The sequence below is a fragment of the Phytopseudomonas daroniae genome (assembly GCF_004327285.1).
In the GTDB taxonomy this organism is placed as follows: domain Bacteria; phylum Pseudomonadota; class Gammaproteobacteria; order Pseudomonadales; family Pseudomonadaceae; genus Aquipseudomonas; species Aquipseudomonas daroniae.
On the sequence record NZ_QJUI01000035.1, the window covers coordinates 1 to 17,752 of the forward strand.

Consider the following 17,752-nt stretch of genomic DNA (forward strand, 5'->3'; position numbering starts at 1 on the left):
GATCGAGCTGCTCGCCTGAAAAGTCCGGTGGTGACCTTCTGAATCGCACAAAAGAAAACGCCCCGAACGATGTCAGGGCGTTTGCCGGGTGCCAATACCTACATCAGCGGGTTTTCACACGCTCTGCAGGGCAGCCGTTTTTCGTTACGCAGCGGATCAGCGTACGGCGGCGACCAGGCCTGCTTGCTGCACCAGATCCAGCAGCGGCTGCGGGTAGACGCCGAGGATGAAGGCCAGAATGGTCACCAGGATCAGCATGATGCCACCGGCCCGCTGGCCCCAGTTGAACTGGGCGTCGTGGCGATGCAGATTGGGCTCGACCAGGAACAGCGTGACCATCACCCGCAGGTAGTAGAAAACCGCGATGGCACTGCCCAGAATCAGCGCGCCGATCAGCCACCACAATTGTGCCTGCACGCCGGCGGCGATGACGTAGAACTTGCCGATGAAGCCTGCGGTCAGCGGAATGCCGGCCAGCGACAGCATCATCACCGTGAGCACGGCGGTCAGGTACGGGCGACGCCAGAACAGGCCTCGGTATTCGTACAGCGCATCGGCGTCGCGGCCGTTGTAGGGCGTGGACATCAGGGTGATCACGCCGAACGCGCCCAGGCTGGTCAGCACGTAGGTGGCCATGTACACGCCGATGGCTTCCACGGCCAGGCCCTTGCTGGCGATCAGCGCCACCAGCAGATAACCGAAGTGGGCGATGGACGAATAACCGAGCAGGCGCTTGAGGTTGTTCTGCACCAGGGCCAGTAGGTTGCCGAACAGAATCGAGGCGATGGCGATGACCGTCAGCAGGTCGTTCAGCCAGCCGCCGGCGGTAGCCGGGGAGAGCTGATAGAGACGCAGCAGCACGGCGAACACCGCCACCTTGCTGGCCGTGGCCAGGAACGCGGCGACTGGCGCCGGGGCGCCTTCGTAGACGTCCGGTGTCCACAGGTGGAACGGCACCATGGACAGCTTGAACGCCAGGCCGATAAGCATCATGCCGATACCGATCTGCACCAACTGGCTACCGCTGGCGTTGGCCAGGCTGGCACCGATTTCGGCGAAGCTCAGGCTACCGGCGTCGGCATACAGCAGCGCCATGCCGAACAGCAGGAAGGCACTGCCTGCCGCCGACAGCACCATGTACTTGATACCGGCTTCCAGGGAGCGCTTGTTGAAATAGGCGTAGGCGATCATCCCGTAGGTCGGCACCGAGAGCAGCTCCAGACCGATGAACAGGCCCGCCAGGTGCTCGGTGCTGACCAGCACCAGGCCGCCTGCTGCGGAGAGCAACAGCAGCAGGTACATTTCCTCGCGATTACGCGGGTAGCCCTTGGTCTGCCCGTCGCTGACCGTCGCCTCGCCCAGGTAGGCGTGGGTCAGGGTCACACAGGCCAGCGTCGCGATCAGTACCAGCGCCATGTAGTAGCAGGCGAAGGTGTCGATCTGCATCAGCGGCGTGACCTGCAGCGGGGTGACGCCGAGGGTCGGTAACAGCGACAGCAGGGCCAGATTGAGGCCCAGCACCGAGAGGATGAAGGTCATCTCGTGGTTGCGCTTCCAGGCGATGGCCAGCATCACCACGACCACGGTGGCGCAGGTGACCAGCAGCGGTAGCAGGGCGATCAGGTGTTGGGTGGTGAATTCCACAGCGTGATGTTCCATAAAATTTGAACCCTTACCCTATCGGCCCGAAGCGAGTTGATTGAGGGCGCCGCTGAACCACTGCTGCACGCCTTGCATGCTGGCGGCGGAGGTGTCGAGCACCGGCTGCGGGTAAACACCGAGCAGGATCAGCAGCACGGCCAGGCACAGCACCATGCTCAGTTCACGAAATTGCAGGCCCGGCAGCGGACTGTCGTTCTTGACCGGGCCGAAGTGCGCGCGGTGGATCATGATCAGCGAATACACCGAGCCCAGTACCAGGCCGGTAGCCGCGATCACGGTGATCCAGGGGGCGGTCGGGAAGCTGCCGATCAGGATCAGGAACTCGCCGACGAAGTTGCCGGTGCCCGGCAGGCCCAGTGCGGCGGCTGCGAAGAACAGGCTCAATGCCGGCAGCCAGGACATGCGCGCCCAGATGCCGCCCATCTCGCGCATGTCACGGGTGTGCAGGCGTTCGTACAACTGGCCGCAGAGGATGAACAGCGCGGCAGCCGACAGGCCGTGAGCCATCATCTGCACCACCGCGCCCTGCAGGGCGATCTGGCTGCCGGAATAGATGGCGATCAGCACGAAACCCATATGCGACACGCTGGAATAAGCCACCAGGCGCTTGATGTCGGTCTGCGCGAAGGACAGCAGCGCACCGTAGATGATCGCGAACACGCCCAGGCACATGGCGATGGGCGCGAACTCTGCCGACGCATTGGGGAATAGCGGCAGAGCGAAGCGCAGCAAGCCGTAGGCCGCGGTTTTCAGCAGGATACCGGCCAGATCCACGGAGCCGGCGGTTGGCGCCTGAGCGTGAGCGTCCGGCAGCCAGGAGTGGAAGGGCACTACCGGGAACTTCACCGCGAAGGCGATGAAGAAGCCGAGCATCAGCAGGTACTCGGTGCTTTCCGACAGCTGGGTCTTGAGCAGGTCTGCATAGTTGAAGGTCAGCACGCCGGTCTGGTTGAAGTGCACGAATACCAGGCCGAGGATCGCCACCAGCATCACCAGACCGCTGGCCTGGGTGAAGATGAAGAACTTGGTGGCCGCGGTGATGCGGCTCTTGCCAGGGCTGCCGCTATGACCCCAGAGCGCGATGAGGAAATACATCGGCACCAGCATCATTTCCCAGAAGAAGAAGAACAGGAACAGGTCGATGGCCAGGAACACGCCGACCACGCCGCCGAGGATCCACATCAGGTTGAGGTGGAAGAACCCGACACGGTTGTGGATCTCGCTCCATGAGCAGAGCACCGAGAGCACACCGAGCAGACCGGTGAGGCTCACCATCAGCACCGACAGGCCGTCCATCGCCAGGTGGATGCTGATACCGAAACGCTCGATCCAGCGCACCTGGAACTCGTGGGCCCAGCGCGGCTCGGCACCCGGAGCGGGAGCCAGGCTGAAGTCGCCGGTGCCCCACAGCCACAGGCCGAGGCCGAACAGCAGAGACATGGTCAGCAGCGCGATCCAGCGCGGCAGGGTGGCGCCGAAACGCTCGCCTTGCCAGCACAACAGGCCGCCGATGAAGGGAATCAGGATTAGCCAAGGCAGAATCATGACGGACGGGATTCCTTAGAAAAAGTATGCGGGATCATCGGTCAGGCCATCAGCACGGCGGCGAGCACCAGCACGGCGCCCCCGGCGATGGAGATGGCGTACCAGCGCAGATGTCCGGTCTCGCTGCGGCTCAGGACACTATGACCACCACGCGCCAGGCGCGGGATGATGGCGATGGCACCATCGATGGGGTCATGGGCGAGCAGGCGGCAGAGGAACAGGTAGGGCTGCACGAAAATTTTGTCGTAGAGCCAGTCGAAGCCCCAGGCAGCGAACCACCAGGCCGACAGGAAACGCCCCGGCGCGCTGTTGGCGACCGCGGTAGCGAAGCTGCGTCTGCCGAGGAACAGCATGGCCGCCAGCAGGATGCCGGCCAGGGCGATGCAGGCCGAGACGATTTCCAGGCTGTGCTTGGCCTCGCCACCGGCGTGTCCGGCGCTCTGCGGCAACACGCCAGCCAGCGGCGGGGTGATCCAGGCGCCGATGAAGGTCGACAACACGATCAGCACGATCAGTGGCAGGTTGTGAGCGATGCCATGGCCGGCATGGGCTTCGGTCTTCTGCTCGCCATGGAAGGCGATGAAGATCAGCCGGAAAGTGTAGATCGAGGTCATGAAGGCGCCCAGCAGGCCGGCGTAGAGCAGACCGGAGCTACCGCTGGCGAAGGCTTCCCAGAGGATCTCGTCCTTGGAATAGAAGCCCACGGTGATCAGCGGCAGCGCCGCCAGGGCCGAGCCGCCGACGATGAAACTGGCGTAGGCCAGCGGCAGCTTCTTCCACAGGCCGCCCATCTTGAAGATGTTCTGCTCGTGATGGCAGGCATGGATCACCGAGCCGGAAGCGAGGAACAGCAGCGCCTTGAAGAAGGCGTGGGTCATCAGGTGGAAGATCGCCGCGTCCCAGGCACCCACGCCAAGGGCAAGGAACATGTAGCCGATCTGGCTCATGGTCGAGTAGGCGAGGATGCGCTTGATGTCGGTCTGCACCAATGCCGCGAAGCCCGCCAGCACCAACGTCACGCCACCGACGATGCCGACCAGGTGGAGAATCTCCGGGGTCAGCAGGAACAGGCCGTTGGTACGCGCGATCAGGTAGACACCCGCAGTGACCATGGTCGCGGCGTGGATCAGTGCCGATACCGGTGTAGGGCCGGCCATGGCGTCGGCCAGCCAGGTCTGCAGCGGCAGCTGGGCCGATTTGCCGACTGCGCCGCCGAGCAGCATCAGAGTCGCCAGCCACAGCCAGGTGTCGCCTGCCGCGTATTTCTGCGGTGCCAGCACCATCAACTCCTGAATGTTCAGGGTGCCGAGGTTGAGGAACAGCAGGAACAGGCCAATCATCAGGAACACGTCGCCGATGCGGGTGACGATGAAGGCTTTCAGTGCCGCGTTACCGTTGGGCACGTGCTTGTAGTAGAAGCCGATCAGCAGGTACGAACACAGGCCCACGCCTTCCCAGCCGAAGAACAGGGTCATCAGGTTGTCGCCCAGCACCAGCAGCAACATGCTGAAGATGAACAGATTGGTGTAGGAGAGGAAACGCGAGTAACCCTCTTCACCACGCATGTACCAACTGGCGAACATATGGATCAGGAAGCCCACACCGGTCACCACACCGAGCATGGTCAGCGACAGACCGTCCAGGTACAACGTGAAGCTCGGCGCCAGACCCTCGACGCTCATCCACTGCCAGAGGGTCTGGGTGTAGACGCCGCCTGCCGGTGGCGCGGTATTGAACTGCCACATGATCCAGGCGGTGGTCAGTGCCGACAGGCCGACCGAACCGACGCCGATCAGTGCCGCGCTACCTTCGCTCAGACGGCCGCGGGAGAAGGCCAGGATCAACCAGCCAAGCAGAGGAAACAGTAACGTCAGGAATAAGAAGTTCATCCGCGCATCTCGCTGGCTGCGTCGATATCGAGGGTGTGGAAGCGGCGATACAGCTGCAGCAGGATCGCCAGGCCGATGCTCGCTTCGGCAGCCGCCAGGGCGATGATCAGAATGAACATGATCTGCCCGTCAGCCTGGCCCCAGCGTGCACCCGCCACGACGAAGGCCAGGGCGGCGGCGTTCATCATCACTTCCAGACTCATCAGCACGAACAGGATGTTGCGACGCACCATCAGACCGACCAGACCGAGACTGAACAGCACGCCGGCCAGCGCCAGGCCGTGCTCCATTGGAATACCGTTCATGGCGTAGCGTCCTTGATGTCGTTGCGGCCCAGGTGATAGGCGGCGACCAGCGCGGCGAGCAGCAGCATGGAAGCCAGCTCCACGGCCAGCAGATAAGGGCCGAACAGATGAATGCCCACGGCTTTGGCATCGACCGTGGTGTGGCCGATGGTGACACCGCTCGGTACGGCGAACAGCACGTACAGCAACTGCCCCAGCAATACGGCGCAAAGCAGCGCCGGGCCGATCCAGATGCCCGGGGTCAGCCAGGTGCGTTCCTGCTGTACGGAGGCCGGGCCGAGGTTGAGCATCATCACCACGAAGACGAACAGCACCATGATGGCGCCGGCGTAAACGATGATTTCCAGTGCGCCGGCGAACGGCGCGCCGAGGCTGAAGAACACCATGGAAACGGCGAGCAGGGAAATGATCAGGTAGAGCAGGGCGTGCACCGGGTTCTTGCTGGTGATCACGCCCAGGGTCGAGGCAACCGCGACCCCCGCGGAGAAGTAGAAGGCGAATTCCATGGTCATGGCCTCGACGAACGAATGGCGGACGGGAGGATGAGACGGATCATGGCAGCAGCCCCTTGACGTTGATCGGCTCGGCTTCATCCTGCGCGGCGCCTTTGGGCTTGCCGGCGATGGCCATGCCGGCCACGCGATAGAAGTTGTAGTCCGGGTTCTTGCCGGGGCCGGAGATCAGTAGATCTTCCTTCTCGTAGACCAGATCCTGACGCTTGAACTCGCCCATCTCGAAATCCGGGGTGAGCTGGATCGCGGTGGTCGGGCAGGCTTCCTCGCACAGACCGCAGAAGATGCAGCGCGAGAAGTTGATACGGAAGAAGTCCGGATACCAGCGACCATCCTCGCTCTCGGCCTTCTGCAGCGAGATGCAGCCCACCGGGCAGGCCACCGCGCACAGGTTGCAGGCCACGCAGCGCTCCTCGCCGTCGGGGTCGCGAGTCAGCACGATGCGCCCGCGGTAGCGCGGCGGCAGGTACACCGGCTCCTCCGGGTATTGCAGGGTGTCGCGTTTGCGGAAGCCATGGCCGAAGACCATGACCAGGCTGCGCAATTGGGTCGCGGTACCGACCAGTACGTCCCAAATGTATTTGAACATCGTCTCTCTCCTAAGAGGGCATCTACAAATTGCTGCGCTCGGTCATGCCGCGTTGAAATCCGTCTCAAAATGCTCATGTACTGCTCGTACACTCCGCTTTTTCGACTGACTTCGCCTTGCCTGACCTTCGCTCGCTGCTTTGTAAATACCCCCTTACTGGGCCGCGGCCAGCACGACTGCGCCGGTCACCAGCAGGTTGATCAGGGTCAGCGGCAGACAGAACTTCCAGCTGAAGGCCATGACCTGGTCATACCGTGGGCGCGGGATGGAGGCGCGCAACAGAATGAAGATCATGATGAAGAAGCAGGTCTTGAGCGCGAACCAGATGAACGGGATTTGCGGCAGGATGCCGAACGGGCCGTGCCAGCCGCCGAAGAACAGGGTCACCAGCAGGGCGGAAATGGTCACGATGCCGATGTATTCACCGACGAAGAACATGCCCCATTTCATGCCGGCGTATTCGATGTGGTAGCCGTCGGCCAGTTCCTGCTCCGCTTCCGGCTGGTCGAAGGGGTGACGGTGGGTCACGGCGACGCCGGCGATGAAGAAGGTACAGAAGCCGAAGAACTGCGGAATGATGAACCACAGGTTCTCGGCCTGGTAGTCGACGATATCGCGCATGTTGAACGAGCCGACCTGGGCGACGATGCCCATCAGCGCCAGGGCCAGGAATACTTCGTAGGACACCGTCTGCGCCGAGGCGCGCAAGGCGCCGAGCAGGGCGAACTTGTTGTTGCTCGACCAGCCGGCGAACAGCACGGCGTACACCGACAGACCCGCCATGGCGAAGAAGAACAGGATGCCGATGTTCAGATCCGCCACGCCCCAGTTGGGAGTGATCGGAATGATCGCGAAGGCCATCAGCATCGCGGCCATGGCGATCACCGGGGCCAGGGTGAAGATCACCTTGTCGGCGAAGGGCGGCGTCCAGTCCTCCTTGAAGAACATCTTCAGCATGTCCGCAGCGATCTGGAACATGCCGAACGGACCAACCCGGTTGGGACCGTAGCGATCCTGCCACCAGCCGAGCAGACGCCGCTCGACGAAGCTCAGCAGCGCGCCGCACACCACCACGGCAAGCAGGATGACGACGGCCTTGAGCACTTCCTGGATGATGTCGAGCAGTTGTGGAGTCAGCCAGCTCATTGCGCGGCCTCCCCACTGCCTGTAATGGAGAGCGCAGTAACCGCAGCACCAGCAAGCGCTGGCGGAATGCCCGGCAGGCCGACTGGCAAGCCGATCAGGCCGACACCCAGCTCATCAATGACGCGCAGCGGCAGACGCAAGGCCTGACCGTTGACCTGCAGGTCGAGCAGGGCGCCATCGTTGACACCGAGGCGATCGGCTTCATCCTTGCACAGCGCGGCATAGGCAGCCGGCATGCGCTCGGCGATCGGTTCGGCACGCGAAGCCATCTCATCGCTGCCGAACAGATGATGCAGCGAGACGATCTGCCAGGTGCCCTGGGCCGGATTGAACGGCGCAGGAGCGGAGAACCAGCCCAGGCTTTCGCCCTTGGCTTCGATCAGGCGAACGCCCGGATCCCCGGCCCGCAGGTGACCACCGACTTCGTCCTGGAACTTGTTCCAGGCTTGTGGCGAGTTCCAGCCCGGCGACCAGGCGAAGGGGATCTGCTGGCGTGCCTCCTTGCTGCCGGAATAACCTTCCATGGAGAAGGAGAAGGCACTGTCGATGTCCTGGGATACACGCGGCTCGTGCACGTTGATATTGGCGCGCATGGCGGTACGGCCGCTGTAACGGTGCGGTTCGCGGGCCAGCTTCATGCCCTTGATACGGAACGAGGCGCTCGGCGCGGCATCACGGATGCCGGCCAACTGTGCGCTGCTGGCGGCGCAGGCGGCAGTGACATGATCCAGTTGCGTCCAGTCGACGGGGCGCCCCTGCAGCGTGCTGTGCAGCGCGTGCAGCCAGCGCCAGCCCTCGCGCACCAGCACCTTGGCGTCGTAATAGGCGGGGTCGTAGACCTGGAAGAAACGCTGGGCGCGGCCTTCCTGGCTGACCAGAGTGCCATCGCCCTCGGCGAAGCTGGCGGCCGGCAGCAACAGGTGCGCCTTGGCGCTGGTTGCGGTGTTCTGATGGTCAGCGACTATCACCACCTTGGTGGCGGCGAAGGCGGTATCCACCTTGCTGGCATCAGCACGGCGATAGAGGTCATTCTCCAGTACCACAAGGGCATCGGCCTGGCCGGAAGTCAGGGCCTCAAGGGCTTCGTCCAGGCTATGGCCGGAGAAGTTTTCACCCATCAGCAGGGACAGGCCCATGCTGTTGGCTTCCGGTACCACCAGGCTGATGGAGCCATTCTTCTCGCGATTCTTCAGGGCGCTGGCAATGTTCGCCGCTGCCTCGATCAGGGCTTTGCTGCCCAGGGACGAGCCGGAGACGATCAGCGGCCGCTTGGCGTTCAGCAGCGCCTTGGCGATGCGCTGCACCAACTCCGCCGCTTCGCTTTCCAGGCCGCTGACGGCCGGGGCGCTCGGGTCGATGGCGTGGGCCACGGCAAAACCGATACGGGCCAGGTCGTCCGGAGCGGCGTGCACGCACTGCTCGGCGACGTCATCCAGGCGGGTGGCGGTAACGCTGGCGATGAACAGTGGATTGAGGGCATTCTGGGCGACGTTCTGCACTGCTGCCATGTGCCAATCCTGAATCTTCGCACCGGCGGCGATCTCGGTGGCCTTGCCCTTGACCGACTGGCGCAGGGCCAGGGCGATGCGCGCGGCGGTCTGGGTCAGATCCTCACCGAGCACGAACACCGCGTCATGGCTTTCGATATCGCGCAGGGTCGGCACCGGCAGCGGGCCGTTCTGCAGGATGTCGCGGATCAGGCGGATATTGGCCTGCTCGGCGGCAGCGATACCGGAGTAGAAGTTGCCTTCGCCGACCAGCTCGCGCAGGGCGAAGTTGCTTTCCAGGCTGGCACGCGGCGAACCGATGCCGATCACCTTGCGGTTCTTCAGCAGCGCAGCGGCCTGATCCAGCGCGGCATCCAGGCCCATCTTCATCTTGCTGAGCACCATCAGCGGCTGACGCGGACGGTCTTCACGGTTGACGTAGCCATAGCCGAAGCGACCGCGGTCACACAGAAAGTAGCCGTTAACCGAACCGTTGAAGCGGTTCTCGATGCGGCGCACTTCGCCATAGCGTTCGCCCGGGCTGGTGTTGCAGCCGCTGGAGCAGCCATGGCAGATGCTCGGGGCGAACTGCATGTCCCACTTGCGGTTATAGCGCTCGGAGTGGGTCTTGTCGGTGAACACACCGGTCGGGCAGACCTCGACCAGGTTGCCGGAGAACTCGCTCTCCAGGGTGCCGTCTTCGACACGCCCGAAATACACGTTGTCGTGGGCGCCGTAGACGCCCAGATCGGTACCGCCGGCATAGTCCTTGTAGTAGCGCACGCAGCGGTAGCAGGCGATGCAGCGGTTCATCTCATGGGCGATGAACGGGCCGAGTTCCTGGTTCTGGTGGGTGCGCTTGGTGAAGCGATAACGACGGGCGTTGTGGCCGGTCATCACCGTCATGTCCTGCAGGTGGCAGTGGCCGCCTTCCTCACACACCGGGCAGTCGTGTGGGTGGTTGGTCATCAGCCATTCGACGACGCTCTTGCGAAAGGCCACGGCCTCTTCGTCGTCGATGGAGATCCAGCTATTGTCGGTGGCCGGCGTCATGCAGGACATGACCAGGCGGCCGCGCGTGTCGTTTTCGTCGGTGTACTGCTTCACCGCACACTGGCGGCAGGCGCCGACGCTGCCGAGCGCCGGGTGCCAGCAGAAGTAGGGGATATCGAGTCCGAGGGACAGACAGGCCTGCAGCAGGTTGTCCGCACCATCGACTTCGAGATCTTTGCCGTCTACGTGGATAGTGGCCATTTTCTTCAGTCTTCGTTTGCCCACCCGAAGGTGGACGGGCTAAGGGAATTCGTTGTCGTCATCCGGGCCGGACGGCGCATCGCGCCCACCTGTCCAGCCATCGGGTTCATACCGCGTGTGCCGCCACTGGCGGCTTGATCGAGTCGGCGATTACCCCGGCGTCGAACTCATCACGGAAATATTTGATCGCGCTGCCCAGCGGCTCCACGGCACCCGGCGCGTGAGCGCAGAAGGTCTTGCCGGGGCCGAGGAAATTGACCAGGCCTAGCAGGGTGTCGATGTCCTCGCGGCTACCCTGCTTGCATTCCAGGGCACGCAGAATCTTCACGCTCCACGGCAGACCATCACGGCACGGGGTGCACCAGCCGCAGGATTCGCGAGAGAAGAACTCTTCCATGTTGCGCAGCAACGACACCATGTTCACGGTGTTGTCGACGGCCAGGGCCAGGCCGGTTCCCATACGGGTGCCGACCTTGGCGATGCCGGCGGCATACATGGAGGCGTCCAGGTGCTCGGGAAGCAGGAAGCCAGTGCCGGCGCCGCCTGGCTGCCAGGCCTTGAGCGTGTAACCGTCGCGCATGCCGCCAGCATAGTCTTCGAACAGCTCGCGGGCGCTGATACCGAAGGGCAGCTCCCAGATGCCTGGCGTCTTGACCTTGCCGGAGAAGCCCATCAGCTTGGTGCCGTGGTCTTCGCTGCCTTCGCGGGCCAGGGATTTGTACCAGTCGACGCCATTGGCGACGATGGACGGCACGTTGCACAGGGTCTCGACGTTGTTGACACAGGTCGGCTTGCCCCATACGCCCACGGCGGCCGGGAATGGCGGCTTGGCACGCGGGTTGGCGCGGCGGCCTTCCAGGGAGTTGATCAGCGCGGTTTCCTCACCGCAGATGTAGCGACCGGCCCCGGTGTGCACGAACAGTTCGAAGTCGAAACCGCTGCCGAGGATGTTCTTGCCCAGCAGGCCGGCAGCTTTGGCTTCGTCGATTGCCCGGTTGAGGTTGGCGGCGGCGTCGACGTACTCGCCGCGCAGGAATATGTAGCCGCGATAGGCCTTCAAGGCCCGGGCGCTGATCAGCATGCCTTCCACCAGAAGGTGTGGCAGCTGTTCCATCAGCATGCGGTCTTTCCAGGTGTTGGGCTCCATCTCGTCCGCGTTGCACAACAGATAGCGGATGTTCAGGGATTCGTCGTTGGGCATCAGGCCCCACTTCACACCAGTGGGGAAGCCCGCGCCACCGCGCCCCTTGAGGCCGGAATCCTTGACCGTCTGCACGATGTCGGTCTGGGCCATCTCGGCCAGTGCCTTGCGCGCGGCGGCATAACCGTTCTTCTGCCGGTACTCCTCCAGCCAGACAGGTTGCCCGTCGTCGCGCAGGCGCCAGGTCAGCGGATGAGTCTCTTCGCTGCGGGGGATGCGATTCGCCGGGCCGAAGGAGGTGAGCAGGCTGGAACTGCGGCTGATCATTGGAAATTCTCCAGCAGTTGAGCGACGCCTTCGGGGTGAACGTCACCGAAGGTCTCGTCGTCGATCATCATCGCCGGCGCCTTGTCGCAGTTGCCCAGGCAGCACACGGGCAGCAGGGTGAAGCGACCGTCAGCGGTGGTCTGGCCGGGCGCGATGCCCAGCTCGGACTTGATGCTGCCGAGCACGTTTTCATGGCCACCGATGAAGCAGGTCATGCTGTCGCACACGCGGATGATGTGACGGCCGACGGGCTGGCGGAAAATCTGGCTATAGAAGGTGGCGACACCCTCCACGTCGCTGGCCGGAATCCCGAGAACCGCACCGATGGCATCGGCGGCACCGTCCGGCACCCAGCCGCGCGCCTTCTGCACGATCTTCAGGGCTTCGATGGACGCCGCCCGCGGATCCTCGTAGTGGTGCATCTCGTGCTCGATGGCCGAGCGCTCGGTTTCGCTGAGGGCGAAACGGTCGGTCTGAATCAGGGCTGCATTGCTCATGAGGTCTCCTCAGCGGTCCACGTCGGCCATAACGAAGTCGATACTGCCCAGATACGCGATCAGGTCAGCGACCATGCTGCCGCGGATCACCGAAGGGATCTGCTGCAGATGCGGGAAGCTCGGTGTGCGGATGCGCGTGCGGTAGCTCATGGTGCTGCCGTCGCTGGTCAGGTAATAGCTGTTGATACCCTTGGTCGCTTCGATCATCTGGAAGCTTTCGTTGGCTGGCATGACCGGGCCCCAGGAGACCTGCAGGAAGTGGGTGATCAGGGTTTCGATGTGCTGCAGCGTGCGCTCTTTCGGCGGCGGCGTGGTCAGCGGATGGTCTGCCTTGTACGGGCCTTCCGGCATGTTGCGCATGCACTGGTCGATGATCTTGATGCTCTGGCGCATTTCCTCGACGCGTACGATGCAGCGGTCATAGGCATCGCCATTGACCGCCAACGGCACTTCGAACTCGAAGTTCTCGTAGCCGGAGTAGGGGCGTGCCTTGCGCAGATCGAAATCGCAGCCAGTGGAACGCAGGCCGGCACCGGTGGTGCCCCATTCCAGCGCTTCCTTGGTGTTGTATTGCGCGACGCCGATGGTTCGGGCCTTGAGAATGCTGTTGCGCAGCGCGGCCTTTTCGTACTCGTCGAGGCGTTTGGGCAACCAGTCGACAAATTCCTTGACCAGCTTCTCCCAGCCACGCGGCAGATCGTGGGCGACACCGCCGATGCGATACCAGGCCGGGTGCAGGCGGAAGCCGGTGATGGCTTCGATCACCTTGTAGGCGCGCTGGCGGTCGGTGAAGGTGAAGAACACCGGGGTCATGGCGCCGACGTCCTGGATATAGGTGCCCAGGAACAGCAGGTGACTGGTGATGCGGAAGAACTCGGCCATCATGATGCGGATGGTGTCGACCTTCTGCGGCACCTTGATGCCCGCGAGCTTCTCGACCGAGAGCACGTACGGCAGGTTGTTCATCACCCCGCCGAGGTAGTCGATGCGGTCGGTGTAGGGGATGAAGCTGTGCCAGCTCTGCCGCTCGGCCATCTTCTCGGCGCCGCGGTGGTGGTAACCGACTTCCGGCACGCAGTCGACGATCTCTTCACCGTCGAGCTGCAGGATGATGCGGAATGCACCGTGGGCAGAGGGGTGGTTGGGGCCGAGGTTGAGGAACATGTAGTCCTCGTTCTCGCTCTGGCGTTTCATGCCCCAGTCTTCCGGGTTGAAACGCGCGGCTTCTTCCTCGAGCTGTTGCTTGGCCAGGGTCAGGCTGAACGGATCGAATTCGGTGGCGCGCGCCGGATAATCCTTGCGCAGCGGGTGACCTTCCCAGGTCGGCGGCATCATGATCCGGGTCAGGTGCGGGTGGCCGGTGAAATGGATGCCGTAGAGATCCCACACTTCGCGCTCGTACCAGTTGGCGTTCGGCCAGATTCCGGTTACGGAAGGCAGATTGAGGTCGCCTTCACGCAGGGCCACCTTGATCATCACGTCGCTGTTACGTTCCAGCGACATGAGGTGATAGAACACGGTGAAATCGGCGTCCGGCAGGCCGCGGCGCTGAGTACGCAGGCGCTCATCGACGCCGTGCAGGTCATACAGCATGACGTAGGGGCGCGAGGCCTGGCGCAGGAAGCGCAGCACCTCGACGAGCTTGTCGCGGCCGACCCAGATGACCGGCATGCCGGTGCGGGTGGCCTGCAGCGTGAAGCTGTCGGCGCCAAAACGGGATTGAAGCTCAACGACGACGTCTTGGTCGTCCGCCTTGTACGGCGCAATGGACACGGTGGTGTCTGCAGTCATGGTCTCGATCGCTATCGGTCAACGTAGAGAGTGAATCCGGCCTTGCTGGGAAAGCGGGACTCAGACTTCGTCAGGGGAACGCAGGTTGGTAACCGCAATGCGCTGCTCGCGACGCTGTTCTTTCTGCGAGGGCATCTCGGCGCGATAAACGCCTTGATCGCCAACGACCCAGGACAGCGGGCGGCGCTCCTGACCGATCGATTCCTGCAGCAGCATCAGCCCTTGCAGAAAGGCCTCGGGACGGGGCGGGCAACCGGGTATGTAGACGTCGACCGGGAGGAACTTGTCGACACCCTGAACAACCGAGTAGATGTCGTACATGCCGCCGGAGTTGGCGCACGAGCCCATGGAGATGACCCACTTGGGTTCGAGCATCTGCTCATAGAGACGCTGGATGACGGGCGCCATCTTGATGAAGCAGGTGCCGGCGATGACCATGAAATCGGCCTGCCGCGGGGATGCCCGGATAACCTCGGCACCGAAGCGCGCAACGTCGTGCGGGGCGGTGAAGGCGGTGGTCATTTCCACGTAGCAACACGATAGACCGAAGTTGTACGGCCACAGGGAGTTCTTGCGCCCCCAGTTGACAGCACCGTTGAGAACATCCTCGAGCTTGCCCAGGTAGATGTTCTTGTGAACTTCGTCTTCTAGCAGCGGGTCGGAAACGACCTCCCGTTTGCCGATCGGGTATTGCTCGTTGGGAGCATCCGGATCGATCCGAGTAAGTTTGTATTGCATCGCCAAAGCCTCATTGTTTTAGCTTCGCCTGCCGAGCCTTGCGGCCCTCGGGTGCCCAATCAAGCGCACCGATACGCCAAAGGTAGACAAGACCTGCCAACAGAATGTTTATGAAAACGGCTGCTTCGATAAAGCCGGCCCAGCCGCTTTCGCGAACAGAGATGGCCCAGGCGAAGAGAAAGAGGGCTTCGACGTCGAAGATCACGAAAAGCATCGCGACCAGATAGAATTTGGCGGACAGGCGCAGGCGAGCACTGCCGGTGGGAAGCATGCCTGATTCGAACGGCTCGTTCTTGCTGCGGCCCCATGCCTTGCTACCCAGCAGGCTGGATAAGCCCATCATGAATGCACAAAGGCCAGCGACCCCTAGCAGAAAAACGGCCAACGCCCAGTTATGGGACAGGGAACTGCTTGCTTCCAACATGCCGGGACTCCTCAGGCAAGGAACGGCTTCACGCGTAATTAAAAGTTATGGCAAGACAACGCAGGTCGCCTCGCAATCTATTTACATAATGTTATGCCTGTATTTGGTGTAAGTAAATTTTTCAGAGCAAAAAATTAATATTAAGCCGCTTGCCCTTGATCGATCAGGGAATGAAAATCCTTTTGAATCAATGATTTATAATGGTCTGTGGATTTGAAATGCCAGTAGTCAGGTGAATGTAGTGAATAATTAAATACACTTCAATGGGAATATTTATCATTTGAGAATTTATTCTTTTAAGCCTTTGTTTGTCGCTTAGTTATCCATCTATGGCGCACTTAAACAAACAGTGGTTATTGAATTTTTTCTTTGTACTAGTTGCGGGAATAAAAAAGCCCCGGCATCGCTGCCAGGGCTCAGGAGTTAATCACGCACCTTGCGGTGCGTTAGCCGCTCTCAGTGGAACTGGTTCATCGTGTTGTCCTTGCCGCCCGCCTTCAGCGCGGCTTCGCCGGCAAAGTACTCCTTGTGGTTGTCACCAATGTCCGAGCCAGCCATATTCTGATGCTTGACGCAGGCAATGCCCTGGCGGATCTCCTGACGCTGCACGCCTTTGACGTAAGCCAGCATGCCCTGATCGGCGAAGTACCCCTTGGCCAGGTTGTCGGTGGATAGGGCCGCGGTGTGGTAGGTCGGCAGGGTAATGAGGTGGTGGAAGATACCGGCGTTGGCCGAGCTGTCGCGCTGGAAGGTGCGGATCTTCTCGTCGGCAACCTGCGCCAGCTCGGTTTCATCGTACTCGGCGCTCATCAGCTTGGCGCGGTCGTAGCCAGAAACGTCCTTGCCTTCGGCGACGAACGCATCGAACACCTGCTGGCGGAAGCTCAGCGTCCAGTTGAACGACGGGCTGTTGTTGTAGACCAGCTTGGCGTTGGGAACGACTTCGCGAACGCGATCGACCATGGCCTTGATCTGCCCGACGTGAGGCTTCTCGGTTTCGATCCAGATCATGTCGGCACCGTTCTGCAGCGAGGTGATGCTGTCCAGCACGCAGCGGTCTTCACCCGTGCCCTTGCGGAACTGGAACAGGTTGGACGGCAGGCGCTTGGGTCGCAGCAGCTTGCCTTCGCGGTTGATCACCACGTCGCCGTTCTTCAGCTCTGCCGCACTGATTTCGTCGCAGTCGAGGAACGAGTTGTACTGATCGCCCAGATCGCCCGGCTCGTTGGTCACGGCGATCTGCTTGGTCAGGCCGGCACCCAGGGAGTCGGTACGGGCGACGATCACGCCGTCGTCCACGCCCAACTCGAGGAAGGCGTAGCGCACCGCGTTGATCTTGGCCAGAAAGTCGATGTGCGGAACGGTGACCTTGCCATCCTGATGGCCGCACTGTTTTTCGTCGGATACCTGGTTTTCGATCTGGATGCAGCAGGCGCCTGCCTCGATCATCTTCTTGGCCAGCAGGTAGGTGGCCTCGGGGTTACCGAAACCGGCGTCGATGTCGGCGATGATCGGCACCACGTGGGTTTCGAAATTGTCGATCTGCGCCTGGATTTCGCTCTGCTTGGCCCTGTCGCCGGAATCGCGTGCGGCGTCCAGCGCGCTGAACAGCTGATCCAGTTCGCGAGCGTCGGCCTGACGCAGGAAGGTGTAGAGCTCTTCGATCAGCGCGGCGACCGCGGTCTTCTCGTGCATCGACTGATCCGGCAGCGGGCCGAAATCGGAGCGCAGCGCGGCGATCATCCAGCCGGACAGGTAGAGGTAGCGCTTGTTGGTGGTCTTCAGGTGCTTCTTGATGGAAATCAGCTTCTGCTGGCCGATGAAACCATGCCAGCAACCGAGAGACTGGGTGTAGACGGAAGAGTCGGCGTCGTACTCGGCCATGTCCTTGCGCATGATGGCTGCGGTGTACTTGGCGACGTCCAGGCCGGTCTTGAAGCGGTTCTGGGCGCGCATGCGAGCGACGGATTCCGGGTTGATGGCGCTCCAGCTGCTGCCAGCAGCTTCTTTCAGGGCGGCAACGGCTTTGATGTCGTTTTCGTAAGCTGACATGGTCAATCCTTCAAGTGTGTGTTTGGTCGAGCACCGAGCGTCGCGCGCAGTCCAGGCGCAAGGCTCGGAGCGAGCTCACCGCAGACGTTGAGAGGAAACCGGAAGGAGGAGGGCACTTGGGCCGGGTGGACGAAACGCATCGGCAGGCACCACCCGCCGGATAGGCGAGTCGATGTGCTTATGGGCCCGTGGACGCCCGCGGCACTGTGCTGATCGATACGTGAAACGCTTCCCCGTCCCTCAGGACAACCTCGTTCCAGTCGCCATCTCGTCGAGCTGCCTTGTGGGCGTACAGGCTGTTGAAGAACGTTAGCGAGGCGGCTGATGCGAGGCGGAGGCAGACGAGAAGGCGGAGTGTACGAGCAGTACATGAGCACTTTGAGCCTGTTTCCA

Annotated in this window: 14 protein-coding genes; all 14 read right to left on the reverse strand. The window is 62.2% G+C overall.

Going from position 1 to position 17,752, the window contains the following annotated elements:
- Positions 1 to 156 precede the first annotated feature (156 nt).
- Positions 157 to 1,644, reverse strand: coding sequence for an NADH-quinone oxidoreductase subunit NuoN (nuoN, locus tag DNK06_RS23875; protein WP_131182476.1), 1,488 nt, complete (start codon positions 1,642 to 1,644; stop codon positions 157 to 159).
- 33 nt (positions 1,645 to 1,677) lie between these two features.
- Positions 1,678 to 3,207, reverse strand: a complete 1,530-nt coding sequence (nuoM, locus tag DNK06_RS23880; protein ID WP_131182452.1) for an NADH-quinone oxidoreductase subunit M — start codon at positions 3,205 to 3,207, stop codon at positions 1,678 to 1,680.
- Positions 3,208 to 3,248: 41 nt separating this feature from the next.
- Positions 3,249 to 5,096, reverse strand: coding sequence for an NADH-quinone oxidoreductase subunit L (nuoL, locus tag DNK06_RS23885; protein ID WP_131182453.1), 1,848 nt, complete (start codon positions 5,094 to 5,096; stop codon positions 3,249 to 3,251).
- The gene (gene nuoK / locus DNK06_RS23890; RefSeq protein ID WP_070883764.1) at positions 5,093 to 5,401 is read right to left on the reverse strand and encodes an NADH-quinone oxidoreductase subunit NuoK; all 309 of its coding nucleotides are present in this window, start codon (positions 5,399 to 5,401) and stop codon (positions 5,093 to 5,095) included. Before nuoK ends, nuoL begins: the two co-directional genes overlap by 4 nt.
- The gene (nuoJ, locus tag DNK06_RS23895; RefSeq protein WP_131182454.1) at positions 5,398 to 5,907 is read right to left on the reverse strand and encodes an NADH-quinone oxidoreductase subunit J; all 510 of its coding nucleotides are present in this window, start codon (positions 5,905 to 5,907) and stop codon (positions 5,398 to 5,400) included. The genes nuoK and nuoJ overlap by 4 nt, the downstream gene beginning before the upstream one ends.
- 46 nt (positions 5,908 to 5,953) lie before the next feature.
- On the reverse strand, positions 5,954 to 6,502 hold the full coding sequence (gene nuoI, locus DNK06_RS23900) for an NADH-quinone oxidoreductase subunit NuoI (protein ID WP_131182455.1): 549 nt from the start codon (positions 6,500 to 6,502) through the stop codon (positions 5,954 to 5,956).
- A gap of 153 nt (positions 6,503 to 6,655) precedes the next feature.
- The gene (gene nuoH, locus DNK06_RS23905; protein ID WP_131182456.1) at positions 6,656 to 7,648 is read right to left on the reverse strand and encodes an NADH-quinone oxidoreductase subunit NuoH; all 993 of its coding nucleotides are present in this window, start codon (positions 7,646 to 7,648) and stop codon (positions 6,656 to 6,658) included.
- Positions 7,645 to 10,389 (reverse strand): NADH-quinone oxidoreductase subunit NuoG, encoded by a 2,745-nt coding sequence (gene nuoG / locus DNK06_RS23910; protein WP_131182457.1) that lies wholly within the window; start codon positions 10,387 to 10,389, stop codon positions 7,645 to 7,647. Before nuoG ends, nuoH begins: the two co-directional genes overlap by 4 nt.
- 106 nt (positions 10,390 to 10,495) lie before the next feature.
- Positions 10,496 to 11,857, reverse strand: a complete 1,362-nt coding sequence (gene nuoF / locus DNK06_RS23915) for an NADH-quinone oxidoreductase subunit NuoF (RefSeq protein ID WP_131182458.1) — start codon at positions 11,855 to 11,857, stop codon at positions 10,496 to 10,498.
- The gene (nuoE, locus tag DNK06_RS23920) at positions 11,854 to 12,354 is read right to left on the reverse strand and encodes an NADH-quinone oxidoreductase subunit NuoE (RefSeq protein WP_131182459.1); all 501 of its coding nucleotides are present in this window, start codon (positions 12,352 to 12,354) and stop codon (positions 11,854 to 11,856) included. Before nuoE ends, nuoF begins: the two co-directional genes overlap by 4 nt.
- 9 nt (positions 12,355 to 12,363) lie before the next feature.
- Positions 12,364 to 14,145: an NADH-quinone oxidoreductase subunit C/D gene (gene nuoC, locus DNK06_RS23925; RefSeq protein ID WP_131182460.1), complete on the reverse strand. Its 1,782-nt coding sequence runs from the start codon at positions 14,143 to 14,145 to the stop codon at positions 12,364 to 12,366.
- A 60-nt stretch (positions 14,146 to 14,205) separates the two neighbouring features.
- Entirely contained in the window at positions 14,206 to 14,883 is a 678-nt protein-coding gene (locus tag DNK06_RS23930) for a NuoB/complex I 20 kDa subunit family protein (protein ID WP_131182461.1), read from the reverse strand.
- A gap of 10 nt (positions 14,884 to 14,893) precedes the next feature.
- Positions 14,894 to 15,307 carry an NADH-quinone oxidoreductase subunit A gene (locus DNK06_RS23935; protein WP_131182462.1) on the reverse strand — a complete coding sequence of 138 codons (414 nt, stop codon included), beginning with the start codon at positions 15,305 to 15,307 and terminating at the stop codon, positions 14,894 to 14,896.
- 456 nt (positions 15,308 to 15,763) lie between these two features.
- Positions 15,764 to 17,359 carry an isocitrate lyase gene (locus tag DNK06_RS23940; protein ID WP_131182463.1) on the reverse strand — a complete coding sequence of 532 codons (1,596 nt, stop codon included), beginning with the start codon at positions 17,357 to 17,359 and terminating at the stop codon, positions 15,764 to 15,766.
- Positions 17,360 to 17,752 lie beyond the last annotated feature (393 nt).

Coding starts and splice junctions, on each gene's coding strand:
- nuoH (WP_131182456.1), bottom strand. CDS start 7,648: ATGAGCTGGCTGACTCCACAACTGCTCGACATCATCCAGGAAGTGCTC.
- nuoL (WP_131182453.1), bottom strand. CDS start 5,096: ATGAACTTCTTATTCCTGACGTTACTGTTTCCTCTGCTTGGCTGGTTG.
- nuoM (WP_131182452.1), bottom strand. CDS start 3,207: ATGATTCTGCCTTGGCTAATCCTGATTCCCTTCATCGGCGGCCTGTTG.
- DNK06_RS23935 (WP_131182462.1), bottom strand. CDS start 15,307: ATGTTGGAAGCAAGCAGTTCCCTGTCCCATAACTGGGCGTTGGCCGTT.
- nuoF (WP_131182458.1), bottom strand. CDS start 11,857: ATGATCAGCCGCAGTTCCAGCCTGCTCACCTCCTTCGGCCCGGCGAAT.
- nuoJ (WP_131182454.1), bottom strand. CDS start 5,907: ATGGAATTCGCCTTCTACTTCTCCGCGGGGGTCGCGGTTGCCTCGACC.
- nuoE (WP_131182459.1), bottom strand. CDS start 12,354: ATGAGCAATGCAGCCCTGATTCAGACCGACCGTTTCGCCCTCAGCGAA.
- nuoK (WP_070883764.1), bottom strand. CDS start 5,401: ATGAACGGTATTCCAATGGAGCACGGCCTGGCGCTGGCCGGCGTGCTG.
- DNK06_RS23940 (WP_131182463.1), bottom strand. CDS start 17,359: ATGTCAGCTTACGAAAACGACATCAAAGCCGTTGCCGCCCTGAAAGAA.
- nuoI (WP_131182455.1), bottom strand. CDS start 6,502: ATGTTCAAATACATTTGGGACGTACTGGTCGGTACCGCGACCCAATTG.
- DNK06_RS23930 (WP_131182461.1), bottom strand. CDS start 14,883: ATGCAATACAAACTTACTCGGATCGATCCGGATGCTCCCAACGAGCAA.
- nuoG (WP_131182457.1), bottom strand. CDS start 10,389: ATGGCCACTATCCACGTAGACGGCAAAGATCTCGAAGTCGATGGTGCG.
- nuoC (WP_131182460.1), bottom strand. CDS start 14,145: ATGACTGCAGACACCACCGTGTCCATTGCGCCGTACAAGGCGGACGAC.